Source organism: Sphingomonas sp. 10B4 (assembly GCF_035019905.1).
Lineage (GTDB): Bacteria > Pseudomonadota > Alphaproteobacteria > Sphingomonadales > Sphingomonadaceae > Sphingomonas > Sphingomonas glacialis.
The window spans coordinates 1-25366 of the sequence record NZ_JASJVC010000002.1 but is presented as its reverse complement, the minus strand read 5'-3'; the positions used below and the strand labels follow the sequence as shown (position 1 = coordinate 25366).

General features: G+C 66.0%; 25 protein-coding genes, 1 tRNA gene and 1 pseudogene. 18 read left to right on the top strand and 9 right to left on the bottom strand.

Annotation, left to right across the window (positions count from 1 at the left end; translation table 11 throughout):
• Nucleotides 1–8 precede the first annotated feature (8 nt).
• Nucleotides 9–206 carry a DUF1192 domain-containing protein gene (locus tag QN347_RS00840; protein WP_322160640.1) on the bottom strand — a complete coding sequence of 66 codons (198 nt, stop codon included), beginning with the start codon at nt 204–206 and terminating at the stop codon, nt 9–11.
• An 89-nt stretch (nt 207–295) separates the two neighbouring features.
• Here QN347_RS00840 and QN347_RS00835 point away from each other — a divergent pair, with 89 nt between their 5' ends.
• Entirely contained in the window at nt 296–1276 is a 981-nt protein-coding gene (locus QN347_RS00835; protein WP_322160638.1) for an NAD(P)H-quinone oxidoreductase, read from the top strand.
• A gap of 183 nt (nt 1277–1459) precedes the next feature.
• Here the strand turns inward: QN347_RS00835 and QN347_RS00830 are convergent, their stop codons facing one another.
• Nucleotides 1460–2887 carry an NAD-dependent succinate-semialdehyde dehydrogenase gene (locus QN347_RS00830; RefSeq protein ID WP_322160636.1) on the bottom strand — a complete coding sequence of 476 codons (1428 nt, stop codon included), beginning with the start codon at nt 2885–2887 and terminating at the stop codon, nt 1460–1462.
• Nucleotides 2888–2896: 9 nt separating this feature from the next.
• On the opposite strand from QN347_RS00830, the gene QN347_RS00825 reads away from it, so the two are divergent.
• From QN347_RS00825 to QN347_RS00780, 10 genes are all read left to right on the top strand, one after another.
• The gene (locus QN347_RS00825) at nt 2897–3136 is read left to right on the top strand and encodes an exodeoxyribonuclease VII small subunit (RefSeq protein ID WP_322160634.1); all 240 of its coding nucleotides are present in this window, start codon (nt 2897–2899) and stop codon (nt 3134–3136) included.
• A 4-nt stretch (nt 3137–3140) separates the two neighbouring features.
• On the top strand, nt 3141–4040 hold the full coding sequence (locus QN347_RS00820) for a polyprenyl synthetase family protein (protein WP_133190245.1): 900 nt from the start codon (nt 3141–3143) through the stop codon (nt 4038–4040).
• Nucleotides 4037–4546: a pantetheine-phosphate adenylyltransferase gene (gene coaD / locus QN347_RS00815; protein ID WP_322160631.1), complete on the top strand. Its 510-nt coding sequence runs from the start codon at nt 4037–4039 to the stop codon at nt 4544–4546. The genes QN347_RS00820 and coaD overlap by 4 nt, the downstream gene beginning before the upstream one ends.
• A gap of 92 nt (nt 4547–4638) precedes the next feature.
• Nucleotides 4639–5403 carry a peptidylprolyl isomerase gene (locus QN347_RS00810; RefSeq protein WP_133190235.1) on the top strand — a complete coding sequence of 255 codons (765 nt, stop codon included), beginning with the start codon at nt 4639–4641 and terminating at the stop codon, nt 5401–5403.
• A 32-nt stretch (nt 5404–5435) separates the two neighbouring features.
• Complete coding sequence (gene queA / locus QN347_RS00805) at nt 5436–6479, top strand: tRNA preQ1(34) S-adenosylmethionine ribosyltransferase-isomerase QueA (protein WP_322160629.1); 1044 nt, start codon at nt 5436–5438, stop codon at nt 6477–6479.
• Nucleotides 6476–6946 carry an EF-hand domain-containing protein gene (locus QN347_RS00800; RefSeq protein WP_322160627.1) on the top strand — a complete coding sequence of 157 codons (471 nt, stop codon included), beginning with the start codon at nt 6476–6478 and terminating at the stop codon, nt 6944–6946. Before queA ends, QN347_RS00800 begins: the two co-directional genes overlap by 4 nt.
• 9 nt (nt 6947–6955) lie before the next feature.
• Complete coding sequence (locus tag QN347_RS00795) at nt 6956–7612, top strand: HAD hydrolase-like protein (protein ID WP_322160625.1); 657 nt, start codon at nt 6956–6958, stop codon at nt 7610–7612.
• Between the two features lie 44 nt (nt 7613–7656).
• Nucleotides 7657–8724 carry an MBL fold metallo-hydrolase gene (locus QN347_RS00790; RefSeq protein ID WP_322160623.1) on the top strand — a complete coding sequence of 356 codons (1068 nt, stop codon included), beginning with the start codon at nt 7657–7659 and terminating at the stop codon, nt 8722–8724.
• A gap of 99 nt (nt 8725–8823) precedes the next feature.
• The gene (locus QN347_RS00785) at nt 8824–9696 is read left to right on the top strand and encodes a dienelactone hydrolase family protein (protein ID WP_189677159.1); all 873 of its coding nucleotides are present in this window, start codon (nt 8824–8826) and stop codon (nt 9694–9696) included.
• A 64-nt stretch (nt 9697–9760) separates the two neighbouring features.
• Nucleotides 9761–10384 carry a glutathione S-transferase family protein gene (locus QN347_RS00780; protein WP_322160621.1) on the top strand — a complete coding sequence of 208 codons (624 nt, stop codon included), beginning with the start codon at nt 9761–9763 and terminating at the stop codon, nt 10382–10384.
• A 244-nt stretch (nt 10385–10628) separates the two neighbouring features.
• Here QN347_RS00780 and QN347_RS00775 read toward each other — a convergent pair whose 3' ends face one another.
• Entirely contained in the window at nt 10629–12266 is a 1638-nt protein-coding gene (locus QN347_RS00775) for a DEAD/DEAH box helicase (protein ID WP_322160619.1), read from the bottom strand.
• A 99-nt stretch (nt 12267–12365) separates the two neighbouring features.
• Nucleotides 12366–12821, bottom strand: coding sequence for a hypothetical protein (locus tag QN347_RS00770; protein ID WP_229839459.1), 456 nt, complete (start codon nt 12819–12821; stop codon nt 12366–12368).
• A gap of 85 nt (nt 12822–12906) precedes the next feature.
• On the opposite strand from QN347_RS00770, the gene QN347_RS00765 reads away from it, so the two are divergent.
• The 3 genes from QN347_RS00765 to QN347_RS00755 are packed head-to-tail and all read left to right on the top strand — an operon-like array spanning nt 12907 to nt 15769.
• Complete coding sequence (locus QN347_RS00765; protein ID WP_416194509.1) at nt 12907–14364, top strand: FAD-binding oxidoreductase; 1458 nt, start codon at nt 12907–12909, stop codon at nt 14362–14364.
• Nucleotides 14365–14423: 59 nt separating this feature from the next.
• Nucleotides 14424–15194, top strand: a complete 771-nt coding sequence (locus QN347_RS00760) for a SapC family protein (protein ID WP_133190192.1) — start codon at nt 14424–14426, stop codon at nt 15192–15194.
• Entirely contained in the window at nt 15194–15769 is a 576-nt protein-coding gene (locus QN347_RS00755; protein WP_322160615.1) for a cytochrome b, read from the top strand. The genes QN347_RS00760 and QN347_RS00755 overlap by 1 nt, the downstream gene beginning before the upstream one ends.
• A 169-nt stretch (nt 15770–15938) precedes the next feature.
• Here the strand turns inward: QN347_RS00755 and QN347_RS00750 are convergent, their stop codons facing one another.
• Complete coding sequence (locus QN347_RS00750; RefSeq protein WP_322160613.1) at nt 15939–16787, bottom strand: N-formylglutamate amidohydrolase; 849 nt, start codon at nt 16785–16787, stop codon at nt 15939–15941.
• 111 nt (nt 16788–16898) lie between these two features.
• Here QN347_RS00750 and cpdR point away from each other — a divergent pair, with 111 nt between their 5' ends.
• A complete protein-coding gene (gene cpdR / locus QN347_RS00745) occupies nt 16899–17276 on the top strand; it encodes a cell cycle two-component system response regulator CpdR (RefSeq protein ID WP_133190186.1) in 378 nt (125 codons plus the stop codon).
• An 81-nt stretch (nt 17277–17357) separates the two neighbouring features.
• Nucleotides 17358–17432: transfer RNA gene (locus QN347_RS00740), tRNA-Val, on the top strand.
• A 373-nt stretch (nt 17433–17805) separates the two neighbouring features.
• Here the strand turns inward: QN347_RS00740 and QN347_RS20960 are convergent.
• Entirely contained in the window at nt 17806–18144 is a 339-nt protein-coding gene (locus QN347_RS20960) for an HNH endonuclease (protein WP_416194508.1), read from the bottom strand.
• A gap of 122 nt (nt 18145–18266) precedes the next feature.
• On the opposite strand from QN347_RS20960, the gene asd reads away from it, so the two are divergent.
• Both asd and QN347_RS00730 read left to right on the top strand, forming a co-directional pair.
• Nucleotides 18267–19118 (top strand): archaetidylserine decarboxylase, encoded by an 852-nt coding sequence (gene asd / locus QN347_RS00735; protein ID WP_322160611.1) that lies wholly within the window; start codon nt 18267–18269, stop codon nt 19116–19118.
• A gap of 555 nt (nt 19119–19673) precedes the next feature.
• Nucleotides 19674–20321 (top strand): outer membrane protein, encoded by a 648-nt coding sequence (locus QN347_RS00730; protein WP_133190182.1) that lies wholly within the window; start codon nt 19674–19676, stop codon nt 20319–20321.
• Between the two features lie 81 nt (nt 20322–20402).
• Here QN347_RS00730 and QN347_RS00725 read toward each other — a convergent pair whose 3' ends face one another.
• The 3 genes and pseudogenes from QN347_RS00725 to QN347_RS00715 form a co-directional block, all read right to left on the bottom strand.
• Complete coding sequence (locus tag QN347_RS00725; protein WP_322160609.1) at nt 20403–22985, bottom strand: TonB-dependent receptor; 2583 nt, start codon at nt 22983–22985, stop codon at nt 20403–20405.
• A 102-nt stretch (nt 22986–23087) separates the two neighbouring features.
• Nucleotides 23088–24683: a tetratricopeptide repeat-containing sulfotransferase family protein gene (locus QN347_RS00720; RefSeq protein WP_322160607.1), complete on the bottom strand. Its 1596-nt coding sequence runs from the start codon at nt 24681–24683 to the stop codon at nt 23088–23090.
• A 67-nt stretch (nt 24684–24750) separates the two neighbouring features.
• Nucleotides 24751–25233: pseudogene (locus QN347_RS00715) on the bottom strand (TorF family putative porin); the annotation flags it as partial.
• Between the last annotated feature and the right edge of the window lie 133 nt (nt 25234–25366).

Genomic DNA, 25366 nt, shown 5'->3' with positions numbered 1-25366 from the left:
GTCTGGCATCAATACTTGAACAGATTATCGGCTTCAACGCGATGGCTGGCGGCGTGTTCCATCTTCGCGGTTGTGCGCGCGATCTCGGTTTGCAGCGCGGCAACCCGCGCCTCAAGTTCCGCGACCGACAACGGGTCGAGGTCCTGCGCGAGCAGCGCCGCGAGCGGATCGCCCGCGCGTTTCGGGAGAATCTCGTCCAAGTCCATTGCAGGATCGTTGACCCGGCGAGCGGCCATGTCAATAAGGCGCGCAGGCAAAACGGGGCATAAGATCGATGGACGGAATTCCGGATACCATGCGCGCAATCGACCCCGATGGTCCGGGCGGACCCGAAGTCCTGCGCGTGGTCGAACGGCCCGTTCCGACGCTGCGCCCCGACGAAGTGCTGATCCGTGTGGCCGCGGCCGGGGTCAACCGGCCCGACGTGCTCCAGCGCAAGGGCGGCTACGCGCCGCCGCCGGGCGCGCCGTCGATCCCGGGGCTCGAGGTGTCGGGAATCGTCGTCGCGCAAGGCGCTGACGTCGATTTCGAGCTGATGGGGCAGCCCGTCTGCGCCTTGCTCGCGGGTGGCGGCTATGCCGAATATGTCGCGGTTGCGGCGGGGCAAGTGCTGCCCGTGCCGCATGCCTTGTCGATGATCGAGGCAGCGGCTTTGCCCGAAACGCTCTTCACCGTGTGGACCAATTTGTTCGAGCGTGGGTATGCGACCGAAGGCGACACCGTGCTGGTGCATGGCGGGACGAGCGGGATCGGGACGATGGCGATCAGCCTCGGCGCGATCTTCGGGCTGAGCGTGATCATCACTGCGGGCTCCGACGACAAATGCGCCTCGGCGCTGAAACTCGGCGCGGCGCATGCGATCAATTACAAGACCGAGGATTTCGTCGAACGGGTCGCCAAGATCACCGACGGCCAGGGCTGCGCGGTCGTGCTCGACATGGTCGGCGGCGACTATTTGCCGCGCAACCTCCAATGCCTGGCCGAAGACGGTCGGCACGTGTCGATCGCGGTGCAGGGCGGGGCGACCGCCACCATCCCGATCTTCGACATCATGCGCCGCCGCCTGACGCTGACCGGATCGACGCTGCGTCCGCGCGATTCGGCGTTCAAGAGCCTCGTCGCCGACGAACTCCACCGCACGGTGTGGCCGCATGTCGAAGCGGGCCGGCTAAAGCCGATCCTCGACCGCAGCTTCCCGCTCGCCGAAGCCCCCGCTGCGCATGCGCGGATGGAGGCGGGGGATCATATCGGGAAGATCGTGCTGACGATGGACTGAATGCAAGCCTTCAAAGCCCTCTCCCGCTTTTGCGGGAGAGGGTTGGGTGAGGGTCTTTTTCTTCTGATTCTCGACGCTCGTAAAAAAGGAAGACCCTCACCGACGACGACCAGGGCCGCGCTGAAGAAGCGCGACCCAAGTCTCCGTAGCCTCTCCCGCTCGCGGGAGAGGGCGGGAGGCACCTTACCCCAGCACGGTCTTCAAGTTCATGAACTCGTGCAGCCCGTATGGCCCCAACTCGCGCCCGTGTCCCGAGCGCTTCACCCCGCCGAACGGCGCCTCGGGCGCGCTTGCCAGCATCTTGTTGACCGCGATCATCCCCGCCTCGATATCGCGCTCGAAGCGCGCGCGCTCGTCGGCATCCTGCGTCCACACCGACGAGCCCAGTCCGAACGGCACGGCATTGGCGATACCGATTGCCTCGTCGATATCCGCCGCCTTGAACAGCATCGCAATCGGCCCGAACAGTTCCTCGTTCGCGACTTCGTGATCAGTCGGCACGTCGACCAGAATGCCGGCCGACATATACGCGCCCTTGCCGGGAAGCGCCTCGCCGCCGAACAGCAGCTTCGCGCCCGCCTGCTCGAACAACTTGAGCTGGCCGAGCACGGTCGCGCGCTGCTCCTCGCTCGATAGCGGGCCCATGTCGCTCGCCGCATCCATCGGGTCGCCGGCGACGACCCCTTGCATCCCCGCCGAGAATTTCTCGAGGAAGGCATCATAGACATCGGCATGAACGATCATCCGCTTGGCGCAGATGCACGACTGACCGGTATTCTGCACGCGCGCGGTCACCGCGGCCTTGGCCGCCGCATCGAGATCGGCCGAGGGCATCACGATGAACGGGTCCGACCCGCCAAGTTCAAGCACGACCTTCTTCAGCGCGCGTCCGGCAGCTTCCGCCACCTTCATCCCCGCGCCTTCGCTCCCCGTCAGCGTCACGGCGACGATCCGATCATCGGCGATCAGCGCATCGACCTTGTCGGATTTGATCGCCAGATTCTGGAACAGCCCGGCTGGCCCGCCCGCGGCGATCACCATCTCCTCGAGCGCCGCTCCACAACCCTGCACGCTCGACGCGTGCTTCAGCAGCCCGACATTGCCCGCCAGGATCGTCGGCGCCATGAAGCGCACGACCTGCCAATACGGGAAATTCCACGGCATCACCGCGAGCACCGGACCCATCGGATGCCACGTCGCGGTCGCGCCGGGGAAGCTGCGCGGTTCAAGCATGGCCGCGCCTTCCTGCGCATAATGGCGGAACGCCTGCGCACATTTCTGCACCTCGGCGATGGCGGACTTGAGCGTCTTGCCCATTTCGCGCGTCGCGGTTTCGGCGAGGCGCTGGGTATTGGCGTCGAATTGCTCGGCGATTCGCTCGAGCAGGGCGGTGCGGGTCGCGAGATCGGTCAGCCGCCATTCGCGGAAGGTGTCGTGCGCGCGCTGGAGCTTGATCTCGATTTCTGCGCCGGTCAGCTCGGCATAGGATTGGCCCGGCGCGCCGGTGGCGGGGTCGATGCTGGTAAACATGGGGTATTCCTCATTGGGGACGAACAACAAACGCAACCGAGGCCTCGCGTATCCTTGACCCCAAACGCTCGCGTGCCGCATAGCTGCCAAATGGATAAACCGATCGAAGAGTTGACGTTCGAAGCGGCGCTCAAGGAACTGGAGGGGATCGTGTCGAGGCTCGAGAGCGGCGATGCGCCGCTCGACCAGGCGATCGCGCTCTATGAGCGCGGCGATAAATTGCGGCGTCGTTGCGACGACCGTCTGACGGCGGCACAGGCGCGGATCGAAGCGATCCGTACCGACAGCGAGGGGCGTGCCGTCGGCACGCAGCCCTTTGCCGCAGGTTGATGGCATGACCGCAGCGTCCCTGTCGCTCAAGGCGGCCTTGTCCCAGGTCGGCGCCGACGTCGATCGCCGGCTCGACACGTTCCTCACCATCCCCAATGACCCGCGCGCCGATTTGTATCGCGCGATGCGCCATGCCGCGATCGGCGGGGGCAAGCGGTTGCGACCGCTGCTCGTCTTCGCGACGGCGCGGCTGTTCGCGGTCGATCGCGATTGCGCCGGCCGCGTCGCCACCGCGATCGAATGCATCCACGTCTATTCGCTGATCCATGACGATCTCCCCGCGATGGACGATGACGACATGCGGCGCGGCAAGCCGACGGTGCACAAGGCGTTCGACGAAGCGACCGCGATTCTCGCGGGGGATTGCCTCCATGCGCTGGCGTTCGAGATTCTGGCTGATCCCGCGACGCATCCCGATCCGTTCGTGCGCAGCGAGCTGGTGCTCGATCTCGCGCGCTCGGCCGGCCCGTCGGGCATGGCGGGCGGGCAGGCGATGGATCTGGAGGCCGAGAAATCGACCTTCGACCTGCCGACCGTCACGCGCCTCCAGGCGATGAAGACCGGCGCGCTGATCGCCTGTTCGGTCGAGGCGGGTGCGATCCTCGGCAAGGTGCCGCCCGAGGGGCGCGTGGGCCTGCGCGGCTATGCGCGCGACATGGGGCTTGCCTTCCAGATCGCCGACGACATTCTCGACGTCGAGGGCGACGAGGCTGCGGTCGGCAAGAAGCTCGGCAAGGATGAGGGCGCGGGGAAGGAAACCTTCCTCTCGCTGCTCGGTCTCGACCGCGCGCGCGCGCAGGCGCGGATGCTGGTCGATCAGGCGATCCAGCATCTCCAGCATTTCGGCCCCGAAGCCGATCTGCTCCGCGATATCGCCCGCTTCACGCTGGAGCGCGATCGTTGACCGATCGCATCGGCGTCTATCCGGGGACGTTCGACCCGGTGACGCTGGGGCATATGGACATCATTCGGCGCGGCGCGACCTTGGTCGACCGGCTCGTCATCGGCGTCACGACCAATGCGTCCAAGTCGCCGATGTTCACGCTCGACGAGCGGCTCGCGATGATCGAGCGCGAAACCGCTAAGATCGAGGGCGTCAGCGTCGTAGCATTCGATTCGCTGCTGATGGATTTCGCCGAGGCCCAGGGGGCAAACATCATCTTGCGCGGCGTGCGCGGCGTCACCGATTTCGAATATGAGTATCAATTGACCGGCATGAACCGCGCGCTCAACGACCGCGTCGAGACGGTGTTCCTGATGGCCGACGTCGCGCTCCAGCCGATCGCGAGCCGCCTGGTCAAGGAAATCGCTTTCTATGGCGGGCCGGTTACGCGGTTCGTGACGCCGAGCGTGGCGCAAGACGTCGTCGACCGCGTCGAGCAGATCGGCCGAAAGGGCATGCGGCCCTAATTCGGTCGCCTTTGCCCGGCAACGTTCAGTTTGGCGCAAAGCGGCACATGGTCTAAGCGCGACTCCATTCCGAGATATTTCGCGGGGAAATAATGCGTTTCGTTGCCAGCCTGTTTGTCCTTCTCCTGGCGTTTCTCGCCGGACCCGCCCTTGCCAACAAGAAGAAGGACGACGCCAAGTCCGCGGTCGTGACGACCGCCGGTCGCCCGCCGATCCCGTCGGCGACCGACCCCGAGAATTTGCTGTATCTCGATCTGTCGACCGGCGGCCGCGTCATCATCTGGCTGCGTCCAGATGCCGCGCCGAAAATGGTCGAGCGTGTCAAGACGCTGACGCGCCAGCATTTCTATGACGGCCTGCTGTTCCACCGCGTGATCGAAGGCTTCATGGCGCAGACCGGCGACCCCAAGGGCGACGGCACCGGCGGTTCGACGCTCCCGGACGTTCCCGCCGAGTTCAACTGGCTGCCGCACGTGCGCGGCGCGGTCTCGGCAGCGCGCGAAGGCTCGGCCGAAGGCGCGACCGTCGAGCAGGTGACCAAGGCAGAGAACAGCGCCAACAGCCAGTTCTTCATCGTGTTCAACCCGAACATGAAGCTCGACAAGAAGTACACGATCTTCGGTCGCGTGATCTCGGGCATGGAATATGTCGACACGATCGCACGCGGCGAACCGCCGACGCGCCCGTCGCGCATCCTCCACGCTTATATCGCCGCCGACAGCCCGCCGGCCTATGTGCCTGCGCCGCCGGCGCCCGAGCCGACGATCGCACCTGCTACGCTTGCCCCGAGCAAGCCGGCGGTGAAGCCGATGCTCAAGGGCAAGCCGGCCGCTGCACCGAAGAAGAAGGCCGCGTAAGACAGGTCTTCGCGGCGGGGAGCATGCGGTCAATGAACGTCGACCTGTTCGACTTTGTCCTGCCGCCCGAGCGGATCGCGCTGCGCCCGGCGTCGCCGCGCGATTCGGCACGGCTGCTCGTGGTCGAGGGCACAGCGCTGCACGACCGCAGCGTCGGCGATCTGCCGGGGGCGTTACGCGCGGGCGATCTACTCGTGTTCAACGACACGCGCGTCATCCCGGCGCAGCTCGAGGGGACGCGTGGCGATTCGCGGATCGGCGCGACGCTGCACAAGCGCGAGGGGCCGCGTCGCTGGCGCGCGTTCATCCGGAATGCGCGGCGGCTGCGCGACGGCGACGCGATCGATTTCGGCAGCGGCGTCATCGCGACCGCGCACGATCGCGGCGAAGACGGCAGTTTCGCGCTCGAATTCCAGGGCGAGGAGCCGGTCGAACTGCTGCTCGAGCGCGCCGGGCGGATGCCGCTGCCGCCCTATATCGCCGCGCGCCGCGCCGCCGATGCGCAGGACGCCGATGATTACCAGACGATGTTCGCCGCCGAAAAGGGCGCGGTCGCAGCGCCCACCGCGGCGTTGCACTTCACCCCCGACCTGATGGCGCGCTTCGCTGCCGCCGGGATCGCGCATGCCACGCTGACGCTGCATGTCGGCGCAGGCACCTTCCTGCCGGTCAAGGCGACCGACACCGCCGACCACAAGATGCACGCCGAATGGGGCCGGATCGACGCGGCGACCGCCGACCGCCTCAACGCGGTCCGCGCGGCCGGGGGCAGGGTGATCGCGGTCGGCACGACCAGCCTGCGGCTGATCGAGAGCGCGACCGGCGAGGACGGGGTGATCCGGCCGTTCGAGGGCGATACCGCGATCTTCATCACGCCGGGCTATCGTTTCCGCGGGATCGATGGGTTGGTGACCAACTTCCATCTTCCACGCTCGACCCTGTTCATGCTGGTCAGTGCGTTGATGGGTACTGATACGATGCAGGCCGCCTATGCGCATGCCATTGCAGACGGATACCGATTCTACAGCTACGGTGACGCCAGTCTGCTGTTGCCGGACAGGGGGGTGCGTGCATGAGTCTGATTCTGCTGCTCGCGCTCGCTGCGCAGGTGCCGCCGCCGGCAGCGCCGGTTCCGCCGCGCCAGCCGGGCGCGACGATCGTCGCCGAACCCGCCGCGCTGTTCATCGCCGCCTGCGACGCCAATGGTGATGCGCGCACGACGCGCGCCGAGTTGACCGCCTGCGTCGCGCGCAGTTTCGTCGATGCCGGGCCGAACCCCGCCGGATCGGCTGGCTATATCGGCTATAGCGATTGGGCGCAGAAATGGCTCGGCGACCGCAACGCGTTGCCGAGCCCGTATCAAGTCGATGCCGACACCGACAACCGCATCACGCTCGCCGAACTCCAGGCGCAATTCGGCGTGCTGTTCGACCGGTTCGATCTCGACAAGGATGGCGTCGTCACTCGCTCTGAACTGGTGACGATCCGCAGCGCCGCCGTCCTGCAGGACGGCGATGGCGGCAAACGTCGCGGCCGGCGCTGAGATCGCCCGATGTCGCCGCGCTATCGTCTCGTGATCTTCGATTTCGACGGGACGCTGGCCGATAGCGCAGACTGGTTCCTGTCGATCGCCGACCATCTCGCCGATCGCTTCAAGTTTCGTAAGGTCGCCGCGGACGAGGTCGAATTGCTGCGCGGCAAGACGTCGAGCGAAGTGATCCGCCATCTCGGCATCCCGCGCTGGAAGCTGCCTGCGATCGGCCGCTATACACACGACCTGCTCGCCCAACAGACCGATCGTATCGCGCTGTTCGACGGGATCCCGGCGTTGCTCCAGCAATTGGCGGCGAGCGGCGTACGGATTGCCCTCGTCACGTCGAATGCCGAGGACAATGCCCGCGCAATTCTGGGCCCTGCCAATGCCGCTTTGATCGAGCGGTTCGAATGTGGCGCGTCGCTCTTCGGCAAAGCGCGGCGCTATCGTCGCGTATTGCGCAAATGCGACATCGCGCAGAGCGAGGCGATTTCGATCGGCGACGAGACGCGCGATGTCGTTGCGGCGAAGAAGGTCGGGATCTGCTCGGGCGCCGTGCTGTGGGGCTATGCCAATCGCGACGTACTGACGCGGCTTGAGCCCGATATGCTGTTCGAAACACCTGACCAAGTGCTGCGCCATGTGCTCGGCGAGGGCGCCGCGCTCGCCGCATAGCGGAAACGCGTGACTTCGGCGGCGCCATCGCGCTACCCCGTGCCATGTCCACCGCACCCATCGCCCCCGCGTTCGCCCCGACCAGCCACAAGGGGCTGACCTATCCGTTCGGCGGCGCCGAGCCTGACGCGCACGACGTGATGCCAGTGGCACCCGGCATTGGCTGGGTCCGACTGCATGTTCCCGGGCCGCTCAAGCACGTCAATTGCTGGCTGCTCGATGACGATGGCGGCGTTGCGCTGGTCGATACGGGGATGAACACGACCGAGGCGCGCGATGCCTGGAAGGCGCTGTCGAAAGGGTCACTCGCCGGCGTTCGCGTGACGCAAATGATCGGCACGCATTTCCACCCCGACCATATCGGGCTCGCCGGCTGGATGTGCGACAAACATGGCTGCCCGCTCGTGATGACGCGCGGCGAGTGGCTCACCGCGCGGATGCTGGTAGCTGACGCGCGCGACGCTGTGCCCGACGAGATGCTCGCCTTCTGGCGCGGCGCTGGATGGGACGATGCGCAGATCGCGCATGCGTGCGAACGCGGCTGGGCAGGGTTTCGCCGGATCGTGACGCCGCTGCCGCTCGGCTACACGCGGATCCAGCATGGCGACACGCTGCGGATCGGGCAAACCGAGTGGCAGATCGTCGTCGGATCGGGACACAGCCCCGAACATGCCTGCCTCTACGATCCTGCAGCCAAGGTGCTGATCGCGGGCGATCAGGTGTTGCCGCGGATCAGCCCGAACATCTCGCTCGGCGTGACCGAGCCCGCTGCCGATCCGCTCGGCGAATGGTTCGAATCGATCGCGCGGCTCAAGCAATTGCCCGACGATCTGCTTGTCCTGCCGGGGCATGGCGACCCGTTCACCGGGCTGCACGCGCGGCTCGATGCGATGGACCGCGAACATCGCGAACGGCTCGACGAGCTCGAGGTGTTCCTCGCCGAGCCGAAGCGCGCGATCGATTGTTTCGGGCGACTGTTCCGCCGTGCGATCGGACCCGACATGCTCGGCATGGCGACGGGCGAGGCGCTCGCGCATGTGCGGCGGCTCGAGGTCGAGGGGCGAGCGGTGCGGACGCTCGAGGACGGCGTGTGGTGGTGGCGTACCGTCTAGCGTCCCCGGGATCGTCGAGGATCGGCAGGATATCCGTCGCGAAAAATTTCCCTATGGTGCGGCAAACGCCTCAATGGCGATTCGCGAGGAGAGAGACCGATGTGTGACGATTTCACCGTGGCCGAGAATGACGCGCATCTCGCCGATCCCTCGCTCACCCGCCGCGGCTTCGCCACGATCGCCGGTGCGGCCGGGCTCGCGATGCTGCTCCCGGCGCCGGCTAACGCCGCCAAGATCCTCGGCCGCGACGTCGTGATCGACACGCCCGACGGCAAAGCCGACGCCTATTTCGTCGCACCCGCGACCGGCAAGGCGCCCGGCGTGCTCGTTTGGCCCGACATCATGGGATTGCGCCCGGCGTTCCGGCAGATGGCCGATCGGCTCGCGCAATCGGGCTATGCAGTTCTGGTCGTCAACCAATTCTACCGCTCGGTGAAATCGCCGATCATCGCGCCGGGCGAGGATTTCGGGCAGCCCGAAGTGCGCGCGAAAATCATGCCCTATGTCCAGGCGCTCAGCACCGACGGCACGACGCGCGACGCGCTCGCCTTCACCGCCTGGCTCGACGCGCAGAAGCAGGTCGACCGCGCCAAGGGTCTCGCGACCACGGGCTATTGCATGGGCGGCCCGATGGTGATGCGCACCGCGGCCGCCAACCCGACACGAGTCCGCGCGGGCGCGAGCTTCCACGGCGGTGGGCTCGCCACCGACAAGCCCGACAGCCCGCATCTGCTGATCCCCAAGATGAAGGCGAGCTACCTCGTCGCGATCGCCGCGAACGACGACGCGCGTGATCCCGCTGCCAAGGACACGCTGCGCACCGCGTTTGCCGCAGCCAAGCTGCCCGCCGAGATCGAGGTCTATACCGGCACGATGCACGGTTGGACCCCGCCCGACAGCAAGGTCTACAATGCAGCGCAGGCCGACAAGGCGTGGGCGCGGATGCTGGCGCTCTTCGCCAAGTCCCTCTGAGGATTGACGCTTCGGCTCGGTAATGTTCTTCTATTGTTCTTGCTGACCGATTCGGAGACCGATCATGGCGCTGACCTTCTATACCAACCCGATGTCGCGCGGGCGGATCGCGCGCTGGATGCTCGAGGAGGTCGGCGCGCCGTATGAAACGGTCGTGCTCGATTATGCGACGACGATGAAGGGCGAGGCGTACCGGTCGATCAATCCGATGGGGAAGGTGCCGGCGATCGTCCACGACGGGCATGTGTTGACCGAGGGGGCGGCGATCTGCGCCTATCTCGCCGACGCCTTTCCCGAAGCCGGGCTCGCGCCGCCGCTCGGCGAGCGCGCCGATTATTATCGCTGGCTGTTTTTTGCGGCGGGGCCGGTCGAGCATGCCGTGACCAACAAGTCGCTCGGCGTGACGCCGACCGATGATCAGCAACGGATGGCGGGCTATGGTCATTTCGATCTGACGGTCGATGTGCTGGAGAAAGCGGTGTCGGCCAATCCGTACATTGCTGGGGAAAGCTTCAGCGCGGCCGATGTCTATGCCGGATCGCAAGTCGCGTGGGGCGTGATGTTCGGTTCACTGCCGAAGCGCGCGGCGTTCGAGGACTATCTCGGCCGGATCCTCAGCCGCCCGGCGTACAAGCGCGCTGGCGAGATCGACGATGCGCTGATCGCGCAGGCGGGGGCGGCAGGGTAACTTCAATCCTCCCTCGCGAGGCGGAGGAGGGGGACCACCAGCCTTCAGGTTGGTGGTGGACGCGGCGTAGCCACAAGCGACACGCTCGCGGAGAGCTCCGCCTTTCGCCGAGTGCTCCCCCCGCCGGTTCGCGGGGGAGGAACCTGGCGGCAGTGTAGACTGATTTCCACGCCGTCGCGTGGAGCAGCCTTATATAGCCCGCCAGGAGCGACGACTGCCGCCGCGTACCCAGCGATCGGCAGGCTCACTCGGTCAGTGTCAGCTTGGCGAGCAGGAATGCCGGCATCGGGCCGTTCCAACCGCCGTCGTCGACGGCATCGATCGGCGCGATCTGGTTGGGAACCTCGGCGCGCGGCGCGTCGCTCTCGCGGGTCGGGCGCGTATCGCGCTGCTGTCGCGAATCGCGGGCCGAACGGTCGTCGCGCGGGGCGCGCTCCTCACGCGCAGGGCGTTCGTCACGAGCCGGACGTTCGTCACGAGCCGGGCGTTCCGCGCGAGCAGGCCGTTCTTCACGAGCCGGACGCTCTTCACGGGCAGGTCGCTCCTCGCGTGCAGGCCGTTCCTCGCGAGCAGGCCGCTCCTCACGCGCAGGACGTTCCGCCCGCGGCGTGCGTTCTTCGCGCGGAGCGCGGGCAGGGCGCTCGGACTCGACCGCCGTCTCGACCTCGGCGGGTGCGGCCTCGGGCTTCGCAGCCGCCTTGGGGCGACGCCGCGCCTTGGTCGCCGCGCGCGGCGCTTCGGCGTCGTCGGACGCGACGACCGGTGCTTCGCCCGCTTCATAGCGCTCGATCTTCAAGCCGGTCAGCTTCTCGATATTCTGGATGTTCTCGACGTCATCGGGCGTCGCGAAGGTAAACGCGATCCCCGTCGCGCCGGCGCGGCCGGTGCGGCCGATGCGGTGGACATAATCGTCGGGATGCCACGGCGCATCGAAGTTGAAGACGTGGCTCACGCCCTTCACGTCGATCCCGCGTGCCGCCACGTCGGAGGCGACGAGGATGCTGACCTCGCCCTTCTTGAAGCGGTCGAGCTCGGCGATGCGCTGCGATTGCTCCATGTCGCCATGGATTTCGCTCGACGCGAAGCCGGCACGCTGGAGCGCCTTGTTGAGCTCGCGGACCGTCGTCTTGCGGTTCGAGAAGATGATGCCGGTCTTGACGTCTTCCTGGCGCAGCAGCTCGATCAATTTGTCGCGCTTCTTGGCGGCGGTGACGTGCACCAGCCACTGCTTGATGTTGACGTTGGCGGTCGCGGGGCGCGCGACTTCGATCGTCTTGGGATTGTCGAGGAACTTGTCGGCGAGCTTCTTGATCGGCGGCGGCATCGTCGCCGAGAAGAGCAGCGTCTGCCGCGTCTTTGGCAGCTTGGTGCAGATTTCCTCGATGTCGGGGATGAACCCCATGTCGAGCATCCGGTCGGCCTCGTCGATCACCAGCATCGAACAGCCGGTCAGCAGGATCTTGCCGCGCCCGAACAGATCCATCAGCCGGCCCGGCGTCGCGATCAGGACGTCGACGCCCTTTTCGAGCGCGGCGGTCTGGTCGCCCATCGACACGCCGCCGATCAGCAGCGCCATCGAGAGCTTGTGATACTTGCCGTATTTTTCGAAATTCTCGGCGACTTGCGCGGCGAGTTCGCGCGTCGGCTCGAGGATCAGCGTGCGCGGCATGCGGGCGCGGCTGCGGCCTTCGCCGAGGATGTCGATCATCGGCAGCACGAAGGCGGCGGTCTTGCCGGTGCCCGTCTGCGCGACGGCAACGAGGTCCTTGCCCATCAGGATCGAGGGGATCGCGCTCGCCTGGATCGGAGTCGGCTCGGTATAGCCCGACTCGTTGACGGCGCGCTGGAGTTCGTCGGAAAGGCCGAGATCGGCAAAAGTCATGCGGTGTCCGGAAAAAGCGCCGGGGCGAAAGCGCCCACGAACAGGGCAAAGCGCTTGCGGATTAAGCCGCGAATGTCAAGAAAAAGGGCATCGCAAGCCTCATCGCTTGGCGACGAGCCGCCGGAAACGCTCGATTTTGCACGCGCTGCCCGAGCGCGAGCGAATCGAGTCGCGGTCGGCGCAGACCATCCCATCCGACGTGCCTTTGACGTACAATCCCGAATAGAAATCGAGCGCCGGGCAATCGTCGTCGAACTCCGCGCGCAACCGCGTACCATCGGCGACGAGCAGATCGACACTGTCGCTGCCAGTGATGACCGCGCCTTCAATCGCTCCCATCGGCACGCATTTCGGGCCTTTTTTAGTGACCCAGCGCTGCTCGGCAAACTCCGAACGCTCCTCGGCGCGCCGCCCGAAGACGCGCGGGATGCGGATCACGATGCGCTGGTGGATCGACAATTGCGCCAGTTCGACACGGTCGAACGGCCCCATCTCGGCCGAAGCAGCCGGGGCGAGCGCAAGCAACACGGTGAGGGGAAGGACCAGGTTCGGCATTGGGGACGCGGGGTTACCCTATAGGCTTGAACAGCGGATGAATTGGCGGCGTGCGAAGGGCGGTGATAGAGGCAGCGATATGACCATGATACAGCCCAGTCCGCGCCAGACCAGCCTCATCGACGCCGTGCGTGCCGCGCTTGGCGACGCTGCGGTGACGACCGATCCAGGCGACATCGCGCCGTGGCTCGACGACTGGCGCGGACGCTATCACGGCCGCAGCCCCGCGATCCTCTCGCCCGACAGCACCGCGGCGGTCGCGACGGTCATGCGGCTCGCCGCCGACCACGGCGTTCCGCTCGTCCCGCAAGGGGGCAATACCTCGATGGTAGGCGGCGCGACGCCGCCCGCCGACGGTTCGGCGCTGATCGTCTCGCTGCGGCGGATGAACCTGATCCGCTCGATCGACCCTGCCGCCGGGCTCGCGGTTGCCGAGGCGGGCGTGATCCTCGCCAATCTTCATGCCGCGGCCGAGGCGGAGGGGATGCGCTTCCCGCTGACGCTCGGCGCCCGCGGAAGCGCGACGATCGGCGGGCTCGCCTCGACCAATGCCGGCGGCACGCAAGTGCTGCGCTTCGGGACGATGCGCGGGCTCGTCGCAGGCGTCGAGGCGGTGTTGCCGAATGGCGAGATCCATGACGGTCTTGCCGCGCTGAAAAAGGACAATCGCGGCTATGATCTCGATCATCTGCTGATCGGCGCCGAGGGCACGCTCGGCATCCTCACCGCGGTCACGCTCCGCCTGTATCCGGCGATCGCGCAGCGCGCCGTCGCCTGGGTCGGGCTCGCCGACCCCGAAACCGCGCTCGCCTTGCTGCGACGGCTCGAGCGGCAGACCGACACGATCGAGAGCTTTGAAATCGTCTCGGGCGATTCGCTCGCGCAAGTGCTCGCGCATATCCCGGGTACGCGCGCACCGCTCGCGACCACGCATCGCTGGCACGTGCTGATCGAATCGGTCGCGACCGATCCTGCCGCCGAGTCGCCCGCGGCGCTGCTCGAGCGCCTGCTCGCCCCGGCGCTCGCCGACGGGCAAGCCGCCGATGCGACGATCGCCGCATCGGAGGCGCAGGCCGAGGCGTTCTGGCGGATTCGCGATTCGTTGTCAGAGGCCGAGCGCGCCAGTGGCCCTGCGATGCAGCACGATATCTCGGTCCCCGTCGCAAGCATGCCGCGCTTCATGGTCGAGGCCGCCGCCGCCGCCGAGGCGCGCTTTCCCGGAAGCCACGCCACCGCCTTCGGCCATCTCGGCGACGGCAACGTCCATTTCCACGTCCGCGCGCCCGCCGGGGTCGACCCCGCGCGCTGGTATGCCGAGGAGGCGCCGGGGGTCACGCGCTTCGTCCACGATCTTGTCGTCGCGGCGGGCGGTTCGATCTCGGCCGAGCACGGCATCGGCCAGATGAAGCGCGCCGAACTCGCGCGCCTGTCCTCGCCCGCGCGCATGGCCGCGCTTCGTGCGATCAAGGCGGGACTCGATCCTTATGGGTTGATGAACCCCGATAAACTGCTCGGCCTTGCGGAAAGCCCTCCTGCACCATAGAGCCAGCGGCCATCCGGCGTAGCAAACCGCAGCGCTTTGACGTTCGATGGAGAATCCCGATGGCCAGCGCGCCGCAATCGCTTCCGCTCTTCTATAACGCGCTCGAGCCGCTTTCGAGCGAGACGCATGCCGCCTTCAAGATGCGCATGCTCGACCGCGCGACCTTCCTCGTCGGCCAGCACGCCATTCCGATCACCGTCGACGAATTCGTGATGGCGCAGCGCACGTTGCCGATCGTCTTCACCAGCGGCGACGATGCGATCCCGATCGCGCTGATGGGCCTCAACGAAGGCGTCAACGTCTTCATCGGCGACGACGGCAAGCTGACCGAAGACACGGTCTATGTCCCGGCCTATGTCCGCCGCTATCCCTTCATGCTCGCGCGGCTGCGCCCCGACGCCGAGGAACTGTCGCTCTGCTTCGATCCGACCGGCGAGGCGATCGGCGCATTCGACGATGGCGAGGCGCTGTTCGCCGACGGCAAGCCGACCGAAGTCGTCCAGAACATCCTGGGCTTCAACGAGCAGTTCGAGCAGGCCGGCGCGCGCACCGCCAACTTCATGTCCGAACTGCGCGAGATGGGCTTGCTGATGGAAGGCGAAGTCACGCTGCAGGTCGAGGGCAACGAGCAGCCGTTCATCTACCGCGGCTTCCAGATGGTCAATGAAGAGAAGCTCAACGAGCTGCGCGGCGACCAACTGCGCAAGATCCAGAAGTCGGGCCTGCTCCCGCTGATCTACGCTCACCTCTTCTCGCTCTCGACGTTGCCGCAGATCTTCGATCGCCAGGTCAAGCTCGGCAAGGCACCGGTGCCGCAGCTCGTCAACTGATGGCCCGCAGCGCGATCGTTCGGATCGATCGCTATTCGCGCGGCGCGATCTGGTTTCACTGGATCATCGCCGCGCTGATCGGGGTCAATCTGGCGATCGGGCTGCTGCACGAATCGCTGCTCGACGGGGTCGCGGGCGCGATCCCGCTGCATAAGTCGATCGGGCTCACCGTGCTGGCGCTGACGCTGGCACGGATCGCCTGGCGGCTGACGCACCGTCCGCCGCGGCTGCCCGCGACCTTGTCGACATGGGAACGCGCGGCGGCGCGGGCGAGCCACGTCGCCTTCTACGCGCTGCTCCTCGTGCTCCCGCTGTCGGGCTGGGCGATGGGCTCGGCGGGGCGCGAAGCGCGCTATCCGCTGCGCTGGTTCGCGCTGTTCGACGTACCCCGTCTGCCCGTCTCGGCGCAGACCGCTGCGGTCGGCGACGCGGCGCATTCGATCCTTGGATATGCGATGGCCGCGCTCGTTATCGTGCATGTCGCTGCCGCGCTGCGGCATCATTTCCTGCTGCGTAACGGCGTGCTCGCGCGGATGCTGCCGGGCGTGCGAAAGCGCGATCGCGCCGAATTCTGACGAACTGTTGCCGGCAAAACTTTTGCCCTTGAAGGCCGAAAAGCGTCAACCTATATCCCTCGTACGCGGACCCGTGTTCCCCCCTTTCGCGGGACCGCGCGGCGCCCTTTCAGGGCGCCTCCTCCCTGAACCTTGGCCACCGCGTGCTGCATTGCACGCGGTGGTTTTTTTATTCCGCAGCGAGCGCCAGCCCGGCAGTCGCTTCGTCCGCCAGCGCGTCGATGATCGCGCGGAGCAGCCGTGCGATCGCGGGCATGCCGTCGCCGGGCTGATCTCCTGCCGCATCGAGATACAGCGTCCGGTCGAATTCGATCTGCAAAGCATGCACCCCCGCGCCGGGGCGGGCCTGCGTGTCGAGGATATGCCCGCCGGCATACGGCGCATTGCGCGCCACGGCATGGCCCGACGCTTTCGCCGTCTCTTCTGCCACCGCGACGAAGCGGGATGCTGCACTGCGCCCGAAACGGTCACCCAGCACGATTCGCGGCGCACCAGCGCCCAGCGTCGGCATCGAATGGACGTCGAGCAGCATGGCCACCCCGAAGCGGGCGCGTGCCGTCGCCAGCGCCGCTGCGAGTGCTGCGTGATACGGGCGATGATCGTCGCGGATCCGCGCCGCCACGTCATAGCCGTCGAGCCGCCGCCGCCACAGTTCGCCCGCCCCTGCGACGCGCCGCGGGATCAGCCCGAGCCCGCCGCGCAGCTTGGCGGTGGCGAGCGGCTGCGACGTCCAGGTCGCGCCCTCGTCGATCATCGGATCGCGTTCCTGCTCGGAGCGGTTGAGGTCGATCCAGGCGCGTGCGCGGCGCTGGATGAACATCGTCTCGCGCGCATGCGCGGCGAGCGCGACGGCATCGATGTAGCGGTCCTCGAGCACCGTCACCGCATTTAACGGCACGCGCAGCGCGGCCTGCAGCGCCACCGGATAGTCGCGGCCGGCATGCGGCACCGACAGCACGACCGGGCTGGCGGGCGGATCGTCGCCATAGCGCTCGAACGAGGGCGGGAGGGAAGCCATGGGACAATACCTACCATAAGCCCGCGCCGATCCGGCTGGAAAATGTTAAGGCCTGTGCGCATAGGATCGCGCGGTACGGAAGCGGCGCGGCCGCGAAGCGGGATTTTGGACATGATACGCATTTTGCTCGCCGAGGATGATCGCGTGATGCGCGAATATCTGACGCGTGCGCTCGAACGCTCGGGCTATGCCGTCGCCGCGGTCGACCGCGGGACCGCAGCCATCCCGCTGCTCGAAAGCCAGCATTTCGACCTGTTGCTCACCGACATCGTGATGCCCGAGATGGACGGCATCGAACTCGCGCAGAAGGCCGCCGATCTCGCGCCCGATTTGCGCGTGATGTTCATCACCGGATTTGCCGCGGTGACGCTCAAGGCCGGCAAGACGATGCCGCAGGCGCGCGTGCTGTCGAAGCCGTTCCACCTGCGCGATCTGGTGCTCGAGGTCGACCGGATGTTCGAGCTCGAACGAATGAGCGACAATATCTGATTTTTCCGCACTGCAAGTGCTTGCGCCCGGGCAAAGGCTTCGCTAGAGCCCGCCCCTCGCTAGGCACTGCCGCAGCGAAGTGGGCGTGTAGCTCAGTGGTAGAGCACTGTGTTGACATCGCAGGGGTCGCAAGTTCAATCCTTGCCACGCCCACCATTAAAAGCCCGCCAGACTCAATGAGTTGGCGGGCTTTTTTGTTGCTCGTCGCTTGAGAAGCGGGGCCGCTTGCGGTGCAACAAAGTCAACTCGACTGCGAACGTCGTCGCCCCGACCGAGCTTTAGCGGAGCGCAGCACGGCGCGCCGGTTGCGACGTTGCCGGCTCCGGCGGTCGCTCAGCGGTGCCTGACTCGGACCGGGATCGAGCCGCGCGCAGACAGGCGGCTGTCCGACGATGCATCGTTCGTTCCAGATGCGCTGTGGCGGGCACCGCATGAGGGCGACATCGACGCCACGACGCTTCCGGCGCTCGGCGCCTTGGCGCGCGCGCTGGAGGCAAACGGCAGGCTCGGCCGATGTCTGTAGTCGTCGTTATGCGCTGCGTCGCCGTGTAGGGGCGCGGAAATCGGCGGGTTTTCCAGCGATCCAGCGAAGATAGTGCCGTATATCATCACGTTCGCGCAACAGCTCCATCGAACCATAGGCCGAAGCCAGTTCACGGTTCGTCACGAAGGCATGGATGGTACGGTGGCAGATCGGATGCACTGGCACGGTCGTCGTGCCCCCCTCGCTCTTGGGAACACCGTGATGTCGCTCCACCTGGTGTCCGAGAGGCCGGCCGCATAACGCGCAGCACGCATCTTCGGGCTGTGTGGCCGTTCTTGCGGCAGCCTCCGCGAGCCCAGCTATCCGTTTCAACCGACCGCCCATGCCCGGCATATGGTGGTTCGGCGCGCACTTTCGAGGGTGCGTCCAGAGATCTGTTTGATGAGACGCTCGCATAGCCGCTCAATCGATCGTTATAGTCGCGGGCCGATGCGCGAGGGTCTAAGATGTCCGATCGATTTGCTGTCCTGCTTCAATACGCTCTGCCGAAACAGCGCCTGACCCTTCTGGCGGGTCGTATCGCCAGCGCGCGAGGTGGTGCGATGACCACACGACTGATCCGATGGTTCGTCGCCCGATACGGGGTCGACATGAGCGAAGCCCAAAATTCGGACGTCGCCAGCTATGCCAGCTTCAACGACTTTTTCTCGCGGCCCTTGCGGGCGGGCATTCGCCCTTTGGCGCAGGCTGATTTCATCTGCCCAGTCGATGGCGCGATCAGCCAAGTCGGGGCGATCGACGACCATCACATCGTGCAAGCCAAGGGACACCGGTTCACCACGACCGAACTGGTCGGCGGCGACGGCACACTGGCTGCCGAGTTCCGTCATGGCAGTTTTGCGAATCTGTATCTGTCGCCACGCGACTATCACCGGCTGCATATGCCGTGTGCCGGCAGTTTGATCCTGATGCGCCACATCCCGGGCACGCTGTTTTCCGTGAACCCCGTCACGGTACGCGGCGTGCCCAATCTGTTTGCGCGAAATGAACGTCTCGTGTGCGTGTTCGAGAGTCCGGAGCACGGCACGTTCGTGATGGTGCTCGTCGGAGCCACGATCGTCGGGAGCATCGCGACGGCATGGCACGGCACCGTCAATGCAAAGCGGACTGGCAAGCCGACGGAATGGCGCTATGCCGATCAAGCGATTGCGCTCGAGCAGGGCGAGGAAATGGGGCGCTTCCTGCTTGGCTCGACGATCGTGATGCTATTTCGGCGGGGAACGATTGCGTTTGATCAAAGCTGGATACCGGCGCGGCCGGTGCGGCTTGGTGAGCGCATGGGCGATCGCCCGATGTGACACCCGCGGCTGAACCAGCAGATTTGTCCTGTAAATCCGCTACACCCCAGATGCCCACATGGAATGGCTTGGGGCTCACCCGGCCCTGGACGTTCGCAACCGGCGCGCGCCGCCGTCGCGCGGGTTGCGACTTTGATCCTAGCCCCGCCGCGACATTTTTGTCGGCGCGCTGATATCGTCCGCCCAGCGCATTTTTGCGGTGCGATCGCATTGACTTGGGTGTCGTCTGCACGACTTTCTACCGTTCCCGACCTCGGTGCCGACTCGGCCGTGCGATGTGTCGGAGTCGCGTTGCTCCAGTTACCTGAGTCTCGATCTGGTGGATGGCACGACGTCCCCAACCCGGAGCGCGAACTATGCCAGTGAAGGCATTTTCCGGGTTTCGTTCATCCTGTGGAAAGAAACCGTTGCAGAAATGTGACAAAATCTCGGACTGGCAAGATTATTACGCTGCGGTGCAACATTGGTCGCAAAAGCTTGTTAAGGGCGCACCGGGCTTCCGGACACATACCCGGCACACCCCCTAAAAACGTCCGTAAATTAAGGTCATTCCACATGCGTACTCTTAAAATCGCCGCTGCCGCGTTGGCCGTGGTCGTCGCTGCGCCCGCTTTCGCCCAGGACGCGCCCGCCGCTGCGCCAGTCGAAACCGCTCCGACCGCACCCGACGGCAGCCGTGCATTCGGCATCGAGCCCTATGTCGGCGTGATGGGCGGCTGGGAACAGTTCGACAACCAGCCCAACCACGGCATCCCGCGCGCGCTCAACGCCAATGGCTCGCTGCGCAACAACTATCGCCTCGCCGGTGCGCTGGTGCAGGGCGTCGTCGGCGTCAACGTTCCGCTCGGTCCGGTGTTCGTCGGTGTTGAAGGCAACGTCATCAAGGGCGTGTCGGGCAACATCAACTGGGAATATGGCGCAGCAGGCCGCTTCGGCGTCCGCGCTGGCGACAGCGGCATGTTCTACGGCAAGGTCGGCTACCAGTGGGTCGAGTTCGACAAGTTCCCCGCCTATACGACGGGCAACCGCAACGACAAGAAGTATGACTCGATCACCTACGGCATCGGCACCGAGTTCGGTCCCAAGGACATCGGTCTCAAGGGCATCACGGGCAATGCGGGCTTCCGCATCCGTGCCGAGGTCAACACCTACAGCAACTTCAAGAGCCTGCGGCCGATGCTGGGCGTGATCACGCACTTCTAAGCCAAACTTTTTTCGGACAGCGCGAGGGGGCGGGGAGTGGCGACACTCCCCGCCCTTTTCGTGTCCGGCGCAGACCTAGGCCTAGAACTCGCTGTGGAGCCGCACGCCGACCGTCTGCGGGACGATCGGGATGATGTAAGGCCGCTGCCCGCAGCTGCCGCATTCCTGGAAGCGCGCGATCTGCCCGCGCGTGTCGAACGCGTTCTGGAGGAACAGCTCGATGCTGAAGCGGTTGAACTCCGCACCGAGCGCAAAATCGGCGCTGGTGAAGGCGGCGAGCCGGCCAAGCACTGCGGCGGGGTTGTAGACGTTCCCGGTCGGGTATTTCGTCGCGGTGCGGATGTCCGACGCGGCCGAGCTTTGGTGCGAGACGACGCCTTGGCCGTATACCTTGAAGCTGCCGACCGGCACCGAATAGCGCGCCGACGCGCTCCCCTTGAAGCGCGGCGTGATCGGCAGCCGCGTGCCAGCCGGCGCCGAGACAATGTTGCCATTGCCGGTGTCGGTGCAGCGATACGTCGGATCGTCGATCAGGCACAGATTCTGCCGCGTCTTGGCGTCGTTATACGCTCCCGACGCGCTGAGCGTCAGGCCCCCCAGATTGAGATTGCCGTTGAGCTCGATCCCGCGGACGCGCGCATTGGGGCCGTTGTGGATCTCGGTGAAGCTGTTTGCGCCGAGATAGGAGAATTGGAACTTGGCCCAATCCTCCTGATAGATTGCGCCGTTGATATGCGCTCTTCCGCCGAGCAGCGTGGTCTTCGCGCCGAATTCGTAATTGGTCAGATAATCGGCGGCATAGGGCGCGACGTCGGCGCGCCGGTTGATCCCACCTGGCCGGAAGCCGCGCGAGACGGTCCCGTAGAGCAGCACGCCGCGCACCGGCTTCCAGCTGAGATTGGCGCGATAGGTGACGCCCTGGCCCGAGGCCTTGACCGGTTGGACCCCAAGCCATCCGACAAAATTGCCGAGATTGGTACACGGGCTCCCGGCGACTGCGGCGGGGGCGAGCGTGGTCGATGCGCCCGCGGCGACGGCTTCGCGCAACCGCGTGCCGTTGGTGGTGAAGCACCCTGCGACGCCTGTGCGCGAGCTGCCCGCGCCATTATACGGCGTGTCCGAATAATTGCCCGACGGATTGCGACCGAAGCCGAAGAACCCGATCAGCGAATTGTCGTAGATGAAGGCGCGTGCGCCCGCGGTTGCGGTGAGCGTCGGGGTGATGTCGAAGCTCGCCTCGCCGAACATCGCATAATCCTTGTCGACGCGGTGCTGCTGCGTCAGCCACAAGGTGCCCGGCGACCCGTTGACCGACAGCGCGGTGGCGAGCCCGGCGACGCGGTAGTCCTGGTTGATGTCGTTGCTCTGGCGTTGGTAGAACGCGCCAGCAACGATCCGGAAGCGGTCGCCCGCGGGGCTTGCGACGCGCAGCTCCTGGCTCAGTTTCTTGAAATGGTCGGTCGCCACCACGTTCTGCAGCGGGGCGATCTGCCGGCCGGCATTGTCCTTGTAATAGAAATAGCCGGCGAGGCCGCCGACCGACGAATAGAGATTGTCGTAGGCCTCGGCGTAATCGGTATAGTCGCTCGACTGCGCCGCCTTGCGGTCGAGATACGCGCCGGCATAGGTCAGGTCCCAATTGCCGACCTTGCCCTCGATCGTCAGTGCCGCCTGGACGTAGCGGTCGCGGCGATATTCGGGGAGGAAATGCTGGAGCTTGAGGTCGCCGACCTTGGGATCATACCCATAGGCGCCGTGGCTCCGCGTATCCTGGTACATGACGGTCGGCGTCACGGTCCAATTGCTGTCGAGATCGATCTTCAGCGCGGCGCGGCCGCCGGCGATTTCGGTGTCGTTATAGTCTTTCTTGACGAAGCTGGCGTTGTTGACGGTGATGCCGTCCTTCACGCAATTGCCCGCGGCGTCGAAGTTGGTGCCGCCGCAGAAGCGGCGTGTCCCCGCGACATTGTCGATATAGCCGGCGTCGCGCTGGTAGAAGCCGACGACGCGGAGCGCGATATTGTCCGCAAGCGGGATGTTGAGCATCCCCTCGGCCTTGCCGCCGAAGCCGCCCTTGCTGACGTGGTTGCCCTCGACGTCGGCGCGGCCGTAGAAATGCGAGAGATCGGGCTTGTTGGTGATGATGCGGACGGTGCCCGCCTCCGACGACGCGCCGAACAGCGTGCCCTGCGGCCCCGACAGGCTCTCGATCCGCGCGACGTCATAGATATGGACGTCGAGATTGCCGCCGACTGTCGTGACCGGCTGCTCGTCAAGATAGACGCCGACCGCGGGGAGCGAGCCCGAATGGTTGCCTTCGCCGCCCGCCGCGATGCCGCGCTGGTAGATCACGATCTGGCCGGGATTGCCGCCAGCATTGGCGGCGGGCTGGAACGAGACCGAGGGCAGTTGCTTCGCATATTGCGCGAAGTTGGTGATGTTGAGCTGGTCGAGCGCCTTGGTCGGCAGCGCCTGGACCGCGATCGGCACGCTCTGCAACGTTTCCGAGCGCTTGGTCGCGGTGACGACGATGTCGCCGCCATCGACGACAGGCTCGGAGGGCGGCGTCCGCTCGGCTGGTGCGGTCTGCGCCAGCGCTGGGCTGACGCAGGCGACCGATGACAGCAATGCAGCGACGACGGCGCGGTGCCCGAACAGCGACATCAAATTCCCCCTTACGATGTTGCGGAGAAGCTGTTCGCGACTGCGGTATTCGTCAAGCGTGCAGCAACACGACAGCAACAATGCTGCGCAAGCGTGGCGGAATTACAACGCGTTCGGTGCTGCCGGATAGGCGTCGAGCGTCTCGCCGAGCGCCGCCGTGAGGGGGGCGAGCCACGGCTCGAACGGTTTCCACGCGTCGGTGCCCTCGCGGAAGATCGGGCGGCGCACTTGCTCCGAACTCGCCGTCCGCACCGCGCGCTCGGTTTGGTGAAAGGCGAGGCACGCAGGTTCGAACGCGAGCCCACACGCGGCGAGCAGTGCGCGCACGGTGGCCTCGGTATCGGCGACCATGTCTTCATACAGCACGCGCTGGACGCGACCGGGGAGCACGGCATCGACATGCGCCATCAACCGCACATAATCGCGATAGTAACGCCCCATATCCTCGAGCCCGTAGCTGAAGCCCTGACCGCGCGCGAAATGCTGTTTGAAGTTGGAAAAGCAGCAGCCGAGCGGATGCCGCCGCGCATCGATGATCCGCGCATTCGGTAGGATCAGCTGGATGAAGGCAACGTGTGCCCAATTGTTGGGGAGCTTGTCGATGAAGAACGGGCGGTCGGTGCGGCGCTGGATGCGGGTGCGCGCAAGATACGCCTCGCCCGCCTCGCGCAGCCGCTCGGGCGACCAGTCGGCGAGGCCCTCGGGATATGCGGGTTCGCCGCGGGCGAGCGCGGGGATGTCGGGGAGTTCGCTCGTTCCTTCGACCTGGCTGTGGCTCGACAGGATCTGTTCGATCAGCGTCGATCCGGCGCGCGGCATGCCGAGGATGAAGATCGGGTCGGGGGCGGGGCAGCCGGAATCGGCGCGCTCGGCGAAGAAGGCGGCATCGAAGGTCGCGATGCTGCGATCGACGAAGCGCGTCGTCTCCTCGGCGTCATACGCCAGCTGCGCGCGCCGCCGCGCATTGCCAGCGGCGTAATGCGCGAACGCCGCCTCGGCCTGGCGGCGATCCTCGAACGCCTTGCCGAGCGCGAAATCGAGGTGGAAGCGGTCTTCGTCCGAAATCCCCGAAGCGGCGAGCGCCGTCTCCATCCGCGCGATATCGGCCTCGTCGAAGCGCACCGTCTTGAGATTGGCGAGGCTCCACCACGCTTCGCCAAGACTCGGCAACAGATCGATCGCGCGGCGGTATGCGGCGATGCCGTCGGCCTGGCGCCCGACGGTCTTGAGCATATGGCCAAAGCTCATCCACACGCGCGGCTGTGCCGGCGCATCGGCGAGCACGCGCCCGTACAGCGCGATCGCCGCGTCGAAATCGCCGATCCGGCCGAACGCGGCGGCCTGGAGATTGGCGTGGCCGGGATTGTCGGGATCCTCGACCACCACGGTGGCGAGCTCGGCGATCGCCTCGGACGGGCGGTTGAGGCGGTAGAGCACCAGCGCGAGATTGGCGCGCGCCGCGGTGAAGGCGGGCGACAGCTCGATCGCGCGGCGCAGCAACACCTCGGCATCGCGGTAGCGCCCGATCCGCCCGGCAAGCTCGGCGAGCATTCGCATCGCGGCGACGTCGAACGGATCGTGCTTGAGCTGCTGCTTGAGCAAAGGTTCGGCATCGGACAGCCGATTGTCGTGGAGCGCGAGCGCGGCTTCGACCAAGGCCGGCGCGTAACGCGATTGCGGGAGGGGAGGGGATGCCATGCGATCCCCTGTGTAGCGCCGCGATGCGCCCCCCGGCTAGCGGGGGACGCATTTCATCCAGCCGCGATCAGAAGGCGGCGGACAGCGAGACGACGAGCTTGCCCGACGAGATCGACGACCCGTTCTTGGTCGAGGAGAAATTGGGCAGCAGATAGGCGGCGCGGCGGCGCGAAATGTCGGTGCCGACATAAGCGAGCCCCAGCGTGACGGGCTTGAAGGTCACGTCGAGCCCGACGAGATAGTCGAGATACTTGCCCGTCGGTGCTACGCTGGTGCCGTTCGGCCCGAGCCCCGGATTGCCCCACGAATAGCCGAGATGCGCTTTGGCGGTGACCGGCGTGGTCGGGATCCCGGCGCTGACATCGCCCCACAGATAGGTATTGTCCTGGCTCTGCCCGCGGCTCTGCGGCGTGTTCGAGAAATTGCCGAGCGCGCGCTGCTTGGGCGCATAAGCGACGCCGGCGAGCGCGCTGACCGGCCCGAGCGTCGTCGACAGCTTGGCATAGCCTTCGCCGAAATCGGTGAGATCGGCGCCGCCCGGATACATATATACTCCGTCTGCTTGACGACCCGCGAAATCGTCGCTCGCTCAAGCCATGATTCTGTAATCTGCAGGATCGATGACGCGGAAGTTGTCCGAAACCTGATCGCACAATTCGGTCCAGTTCTTGGGCACGGTCTGG